9 protein-coding genes are annotated in these 6,781 nt (G+C 64.0%); 1 reads left to right on the forward strand and 8 read right to left on the reverse strand.

Annotated features, from left to right (window positions below; all coding sequences use genetic code 11):
- On the reverse strand, positions 1–488 hold a 488-nt coding region (locus tag QOC89_RS21880; RefSeq protein WP_323046926.1), incomplete at its 3' end, for a ribonuclease E/G.
- Between the two features lie 9 nt (positions 489–497).
- A complete protein-coding gene (locus QOC89_RS21885) occupies positions 498–1,127 on the reverse strand; it encodes a Maf family protein (protein ID WP_323046927.1) in 630 nt (209 codons plus the stop codon).
- A gap of 107 nt (positions 1,128–1,234) precedes the next feature.
- On the opposite strand from QOC89_RS21885, the gene QOC89_RS31950 reads away from it, so the two are divergent.
- The gene (locus tag QOC89_RS31950; protein WP_416340434.1) at positions 1,235–1,474 is read left to right on the forward strand and encodes a hypothetical protein; all 240 of its coding nucleotides are present in this window, start codon (positions 1,235–1,237) and stop codon (positions 1,472–1,474) included.
- Here the strand turns inward: QOC89_RS31950 and rlmH are convergent.
- The 6 genes from rlmH to QOC89_RS21920 form a co-directional block, all read right to left on the reverse strand.
- Entirely contained in the window at positions 1,443–1,913 is a 471-nt protein-coding gene (gene rlmH, locus QOC89_RS21895; protein WP_323046928.1) for a 23S rRNA (pseudouridine(1915)-N(3))-methyltransferase RlmH, read from the reverse strand. The genes QOC89_RS31950 and rlmH overlap by 32 nt on opposite strands.
- A gap of 221 nt (positions 1,914–2,134) precedes the next feature.
- Entirely contained in the window at positions 2,135–2,590 is a 456-nt protein-coding gene (gene rsfS / locus QOC89_RS21900; protein WP_179737152.1) for a ribosome silencing factor, read from the reverse strand.
- A gap of 4 nt (positions 2,591–2,594) precedes the next feature.
- Positions 2,595–3,338, reverse strand: coding sequence for a nicotinate-nucleotide adenylyltransferase (locus QOC89_RS21905; protein ID WP_416340435.1), 744 nt, complete (start codon positions 3,336–3,338; stop codon positions 2,595–2,597).
- Positions 3,339–3,372: 34 nt separating this feature from the next.
- Positions 3,373–4,296 carry an oxygen-dependent coproporphyrinogen oxidase gene (hemF, locus tag QOC89_RS21910; protein ID WP_323046929.1) on the reverse strand — a complete coding sequence of 308 codons (924 nt, stop codon included), beginning with the start codon at positions 4,294–4,296 and terminating at the stop codon, positions 3,373–3,375.
- 236 nt (positions 4,297–4,532) lie between these two features.
- The gene (gene purD, locus QOC89_RS21915) at positions 4,533–5,831 is read right to left on the reverse strand and encodes a phosphoribosylamine--glycine ligase (protein ID WP_323046930.1); all 1,299 of its coding nucleotides are present in this window, start codon (positions 5,829–5,831) and stop codon (positions 4,533–4,535) included.
- Between the two features lie 272 nt (positions 5,832–6,103).
- The coding region (locus QOC89_RS21920) for a YebC/PmpR family DNA-binding transcriptional regulator (protein WP_323046931.1) at positions 6,104–6,781 on the reverse strand (678 nt) is incomplete at its 5' end.

Consider the following 6,781-nt stretch of genomic DNA (forward strand, 5'->3'; position numbering starts at 1 on the left):
TCGGCGGGCAACACGGCGGTCAGGCGCGCGCGCACGGCCTCGCGTTCGGCTTCGCTCTCGATCTTCTGCGAGATGCCGATGTGCGGCTCCTGTGGCAGATACACGAGCGTGCGCCCGGCGATACTCACTTGCGTGGACAGCCTTGCGCCCTTGGTGCCGATCGGATCCTTCACGACCTGCACCATCAGCGTCTGGCCTTCGAAAACGATCTTCTCGATCGGCTGATGGGGCGTTTGATGCTGCGGTTCGCCCGCAATGCGCGGGTGCCAGATGTCGGCTACGTGCAGGAACGCGGCGCGTTCCAGACCGATGTCGATGAAGGCGGATTGCATGCCCGGCAACACGCGGACGACTTTGCCGAGATAGACGTTGCCGACGCGTCCCCGCGACAGCGTTCGTTCGACGTGAAGTTCCTGGACGGCGCCTTGCTGGACGAGCGCGACTCGCGTTTCCTGCGGCGTGACATTGATCAGGATTTCTTCATTCATGGTGTTATTTTAGAAGTCGATGCGCGCTGCACGCAGGAGGGCAGCGGTTTCAAAAAGCGGCAAACCCATGATACCTGAATAGGACCCGTCGATATGTTCGATAAACTCCGCGGCGCGGCCTTGCACACCATACGCGCCCGCCTTGCCGAGCGGCTCGCCGCTGGCCGCGTAGCGGCGCAGAGCGGGTGCGTGCAGTGCAGCAAAACGCACCTTCGATACCGATAGCGCGGCAGGCAGCAACGTGCCTTCGGCGTCGACCACGGCGACGGCCGTCAGCACTTCGTGATCGCGGCCGGAAAGGCGCGTGAGCATTGCGACGGCGTCGTCGGCGTCGACGGGTTTGCCGAGGATCGCGTCATCGATCGTGACGGTTGTGTCGGCAACCAGAATCGGCCTTGCCGCATGGCCGCCGGCCACGAGACGTGCGCGCGCGGCGTGGGCTTTGGCGATGCACACGCGCTGCACGTAGTCGCGCGCTCGCTCGCCGGGCAATTCGACTTCGAGCGCTTCGGCATCTTCGTCGGGACGCGGCAGCAGCAATTCGAAACGCACGCCGAGCTGTTGCAACAGCTCCTGGCGACGGGGACTCTGGGACGCGAGGTAGACGAACGGATGCAGCGGAGCGGTGTGCGTTGGCATGAACGGGTCTCGATGAGGCGGATTGTGTCAATGCGCGAGAAGCGCGCGGCGAGCGGGTCGGTCGAGTGTCGAGCAGCGTGGCGAGGGACTCTACCAAAGGCGTGCCGATGAAACGGCTCGATGAACAGCCTGACGAAAAAGCCGACAAGCAGGCCGACAAACAGGCCGACAAACAGGCCAACAAACAGGCCAACAAACAGGCCGACAAGCAGACCGACAAGCAGGCCGACAAGCAGGCCGAAAAATCGCGTCCATCAGCCCGTCGATCTGCGCAGGCGACAAGAAAACGCGCGACCGGTCAGCAGGCTCGTTCGCTCACACGCGGTGAGAGGGGTGATTTTGCGTGATGGTCCACGCGCGGTAAAGCTGTTCGGCGAGCAGCACGCGGACCATTGCGTGCGGCAGCGTCAGGCTGGACACGCGCAGCAGCATATCGGCGCGCGCTTTCAGATCGGGATCGAGCCCGTCGGCGCCGCCGATCAGAAACGCCACGTCGCGGCCGTCCTGCTGCCAGCCGGGCAGGGCGCCGGCAAGCTGCATCGTGGTCCAGTCCTTGCCGCGTTCATCGAGCGCGACGATGCGCGCGTTCTTCGGCAACGCGGTTTCGATTTTCTGCCGCTCGGCGGCCATCACGCTTTCGGCTGGACGCCCCGACGAACGCTGCTCGGGCTTGATCTCGCGCAGCTCGATACGCAGCTCGGGCGGCATACGTTTCGCGTATTCGTCGAAGCCGGTGGCGATCCAGTCCGGCATCTTGTGGCCGACAGCAAGGATATGCAGTTTCATGACAGATGTAATCGCGGATGCAATCACGGATGTAATCGCGGATGCAATCACGGATGTAATCGCGGATGCAATCACGGATGCACGCGCGGATGCATTTACGGTTGTTATCGCGAGTGCACGCACGGAAGCCGCTACGAGTGGAATCGAGGGACAAACGCTGCAACCGCAAACTCAAACGCCGACTACGCACCGCAAACTTCAGCGGTTTGCCAGCCGGGCACTTACTTGCGACGTGCCGGCGCCTTGCGTGCGGGCTTTTTGACAGCCGGCGCGTCGTCCTCTTCGTCCTCGTCGTCCGGCTCGCTCGAGCGCGCGCCGCCGAACGGATCCGGCGTCGACAGCTTGATGCGCACCGGCTTGTCACCCCAGATTTCCTCGAGGTTGTAGTACTGGCGCAGTGCCGGTTGCAGGATGTGCACGATCGCGTCGCCGCAATCGACCAGCACCCATTCGCCGACGTCGTCACCTTCGGTGCTGATGACGTCGCCGCCGTTTTCCTTGACGCTCTCGCGCACGCTCGACGCGAGCGCCTTGGTCTGGCGGTTCGAGGTGCCGCTCGCGACGATCACGCGATCGAACAACGCCGTCAGGTGGCTGGTGTTGAACACCTTGATGTCTTGCGCCTTGACGTCTTCGAGAGCGTCGACGATCACGCGTTGCAGTTTGCGAATATCCATGGGGTTACCGGTGGTACAGATGATGTTGAAGAATATAGTCCCACACCGCGGTGGGGACATGGCTCGCGGCGGCCTGGTCTTGCTGTTCCTCGCCCACGAGGGCGAGCCGCTGGTTCACCTGTTCGCGCAGATGCGCGCGAATGTCGGTGGCCGAGACGTTGAACGCAAGCGTCGTATCGATCAGCAAGTGGCCGCAGGGGGTGGCTTGCAGAACGTCGGCGCGGGCACGGCGCGCGTCGATTTCTTTGGCGACCACGGGCGGAATCGACGCGAGGTCGAAACCGGGGCGCGTGGCCGCGCAGATGTGAGCAAACTCGAACAGGCGCCGCCAGTCGCGCCAGCTGTCGAGATGCACCAGTTGATCCGCGCCGATCAGAAGCGCAATCGACGCATCCGGCCCTTCACGTTCACGCCACAACTGAAGCGTGTTGACGGTGTAAGTCGGGCCGTCGTGTTCAATTTCGTCGGTCGCCACCCGCACGGTCACGCCCGGCAGCACCAACGCGCCGGCGGCGGCGCGGGTCATCGCCAGCCTGTGTTCCGCGGCTGACACGTCGGTTTTCTGCCACGGCTGGCCAGCCGGCAGCAGCACCAGTTCGGTCAGGTTCAGTACCTCGGCGAAACGCCGCGCGAGCGCCAGATGGCCGTCGTGGATCGGATCGAAAGTGCCGCCGAGCAGTCCGATCCGGCGAGGCAGGGCGACAGGATGAGCGTTCGGCTTCAGGTGAAGATCCTTTGTCGTGGTCACGTGCAGTGGAGTGCGGGCCCGACGGGCCTCGGCCTCACACCCACTCGCGCGGCACAAGAAAATCGCTGTAAAGACGCGCTTCCGGCGTGCCCGGTTCCGGCTGCCAGTCGTAGCGCCAGTTCACCACAGGCGGCATCGACATCAGAATCGATTCGGTGCGTCCGCCGCTCTGCAGCCCGAACAGTGTGCCACGGTCGAAGACCAGATTGAACTCGACGTAGCGGCCGCGCCGGTATGCCTGGAAGTCCCGCTCGGCTTCGCCGTACGGAATGTTGCGGCGCTTTTCGATGATCGGCAGGTACGCTTTGAGAAATCCCTCGCCGACGCTTTTCAGCATCGCGAACGATTGATCGAAACCTAGCGCCGAGAAATCGTCAAAGAAAATCCCGCCAATGCCACGCGGTTCGTTGCGGTGCTTGAGGAAGAAATACTCGTCGCACCAGCGCTTGAAATTCGGGTAGAGGTCCGCGCCATAAGGCTGCAGCGCGTCGCGGCACACACGATGGAAATGCTGCGCGTCTTCTTCGTAGCCGTAGTACGGCGTCAGATCCATGCCGCCGCCAAACCAGAACACCGGCTCTTCGCCGGCTTGGGTTGCAACCAGCAGACGCACGTTCATATGCACGGTCGGGCAGTGCGGATTGTGCGGGTGCAGCACGAGCGAGACGCCCATGGCTTCGAAACCACGGCCGGCCAGTTGCGGACGCGCGGCGCTCGCCGAACCCGGCAACGTGTCGCCCGCGACGTCCGAGAAGCCGACGCCGGCCCGCTCGAAGAAGTTGCCGCCTTCCAGAATCCGCGTGCAACCACCGCCGCGCAGCTTTTCGCCAGGGGCGCGCTGCCATGCGTCGGTCGCGAACGGCTTACCGTCGAACGCGCCGAGCGTGTCCGCGATATGCGTTTGCAGGCCTTGCAGCCAGTTGCGCACGGCGTGTGCGTCATAGGTCGAATCGGTCATGAGTGCAAATGCTGAGGGCGGCGCGCTCGACGTGCCGCGGGTTCTTCGTGAAGGGCGACGGCCAGGCCTTCGTCAGGGAATTCCTGCTCCTGCGAAGGCGCGGCGGCCTGTTCGTTCGCGCCGGGTGAATGCCGCTGGACCCGGGGCGCCCACATGGTGCGGTGGGCGCAGTGATGACCGCGAAAACCCGCAGTGTAGCGCCGTTGGCGCCGCCCGCGGGCGAGTGGGGGTGTGGCTTAGTGCTTGCCTTCTGTCTTGGCGTCGTGCTTGCGGTTCAATGCACGGTAGCCGATGTCGCGGCGATATTGCATGCCGTCGAACGAGATCTGGTTGATCGTTTCGTACGCGACCGATTGCGCGCTGCGCACCGAATCCGCCAGACCGACCACGCACAATACGCGGCCGCCCGAGGTGCTCAGCTTGCCGTCCGTGAGCGTGGTGCCGGCGTGGAACGTGACCGAATCGTCGGTCTCGGCCGGAATATCACTGATCCGGTCGCCCTTTCTGGGCGTGTCCGGATAGTTGTGCGCCGCGAGCACAACACCCAGCGCGGTGCGGCGGTCCCATTCCAGTTCGATCGTGTTCAGCGTGCCGGCAATTGCCTGCTCGACCACCTTCGAGAAGTCGCCTTTCAGGCGCGCCATGATCGGCTGCGTTTCCGGGTCGCCCATCCGGCAGTTGAATTCGAGCGTCTTCGGATTGCCTTGTGCGTCGATCATCAGCCCGGCGTACAGAAAGCCGGTGAAGCGAATGCCTTCTTTCTCCATGCCACGCACGGTCGGCTGGATGATTTCGCGCATCACGCGTGCATGTAGTTGCGGCGTGACGATCGGCGCGGGCGAGTAGGCGCCCATGCCGCCCGTGTTCGGACCCTGATCGGCGTCGAGCAGACGCTTGTGGTCCTGGCTCGAGGCGAGCGCCAGCACATGCTTGCCGTCCACCATCACGATGAAACTCGCTTCCTCGCCCGCGAGGAATTCCTCGATCACGACCCGCGCGCCGGCATCGCCCAGCTTGTTATCCGACAGCATCATGTCGACCGCGGCGTGCGCTTCTTCCAGCGTTTGCGCGACCACCACGCCCTTGCCGGCGGCGAGGCCGTCGGCCTTGATCACGATCGGCGCGCCCTTGGCGTCCAGATACGCGTGCGCGGCGGCCACGTCGGCGAACGTTTCGTATTCGGCGGTCGGAATCGCATGGCGCTTCATGAACGCCTTGGCGAAATCCTTCGAGCTTTCGAGCTGCGCGGCTTCCTTGCTCGGTCCGAAAATCTTCAGGCCGCGCGAGCGGAACAGGTTGACGATACCCGCGGCGAGCGGACCTTCCGGCCCGACCAGCGTGAACGCGATCTGTTCCTGCTCGACGAAATCGGCGAGCGCGGCAGGATCGGTGATCTCGATGTTGCGCAGACGCTCGTCCTGGGCCGTGCCGCCGTTGCCGGGCGCAACGTAGACGAGCTGGACCCGCGGCGATTGCGCGAGCTTCCATGCGAGCGCATGTTCGCGACCGCCGGAACCGACGACGAGTAACTTCATGTGAATCCCCGAAACTTAAAAACCATAAACGGCTGAAGCATCACGCTCAGCCGTGGAATAACAGCGAGGTTTGCAAAGGGCCCGCAGCCGGAGAGCGGCGCAGGGCACATAGCGAACCCGGGTGGAACGGTGTGAAAGGGCATCGACCAACGCCGCCCGCTCAGGCCGCGAGGCTCACCGGAGGCGCGGGCGGCGTGATTCAAGGCCGATCCACGTGCCAGGTCGTGTCACGCCGTGCCACGTGTCAGATGCGGCGCGCCGCCGTGGCACGCTCACTCGTCGGCGATCGCGGCGTTTGTATAGACTTCCTGCACATCGTCCAGACTTTCCAGCGCGTCGAGCAGCTTCTGCATTTTCACCGCGTCCTCGCCGGTGAATTCGACTTCCGTCTGAGGTTTCATCGTTACCTCGGCGAGTTCGGCCTTGAAGCCCGCGGCTTCGAGCGCGGTCTTCACCTTCGGGAAATCGTTCGGCGGGCACAGCACTTCGATACTGCCGTCTTCATTCGTGACGACGTCGTCGGCGCCGGCTTCGAGCGCGGCTTCCATCAGCTTGTCTTCAGCCGTGCCGGGCGCGAACAGGAACTGGCCGACGTGATCGAACATGAACGACACCGAGCCGTCCGTGCCCATGTTGCCGCCGTTCTTCGAGAACGCGTGACGCACGTCCGCCACCGTGCGCGTGCGGTTGTCGGTCATGGTGTCCACGATCACCGCCGCGCCGCCCACGCCGTAGCCTTCGTAGCGGATTTCTTCGTAATGCGCGCCGTCGACACCGCCCACGCCGCGCTGGATCGCGCGGTTGACGTTGTCTTTGGGCATGTTCGCGTCGTAAGCCTTTTCGACGGCGAGCCGCAGACGCGGGTTCGAGTCGATGTCGCCGCCGCCCATGCGCGCCGCGACCTGAATTTCCTTGATGAGCCGCGTCCAGACCTTGCCGCGCTTGGCATC

This window comes from Paraburkholderia sp. (assembly GCF_034668105.1).
In the GTDB taxonomy this organism is placed as follows: Bacteria; Pseudomonadota; Gammaproteobacteria; order Burkholderiales; family Burkholderiaceae; genus Paraburkholderia.

Excerpts from the sequence above, each read along its gene's own strand:
- QOC89_RS21885 (WP_323046927.1), bottom strand. The coding sequence starts at position 1,127 with ATGCCAACGCACACCGCTCCGCTGCATCCGTTCGTCTACCTCGCGTCC.
- QOC89_RS31950 (WP_416340434.1), top strand. The coding sequence starts at position 1,235 with ATGAAACGGCTCGATGAACAGCCTGACGAAAAAGCCGACAAGCAGGCC.
- rlmH (WP_323046928.1), bottom strand. The coding sequence starts at position 1,913 with ATGAAACTGCATATCCTTGCTGTCGGCCACAAGATGCCGGACTGGATC.
- rsfS (WP_179737152.1), bottom strand. The coding sequence starts at position 2,590 with ATGGATATTCGCAAACTGCAACGCGTGATCGTCGACGCTCTCGAAGAC.
- hemF (WP_323046929.1), bottom strand. The coding sequence starts at position 4,296 with ATGACCGATTCGACCTATGACGCACACGCCGTGCGCAACTGGCTGCAA.
- purD (WP_323046930.1), bottom strand. The coding sequence starts at position 5,831 with ATGAAGTTACTCGTCGTCGGTTCCGGCGGTCGCGAACATGCGCTCGCA.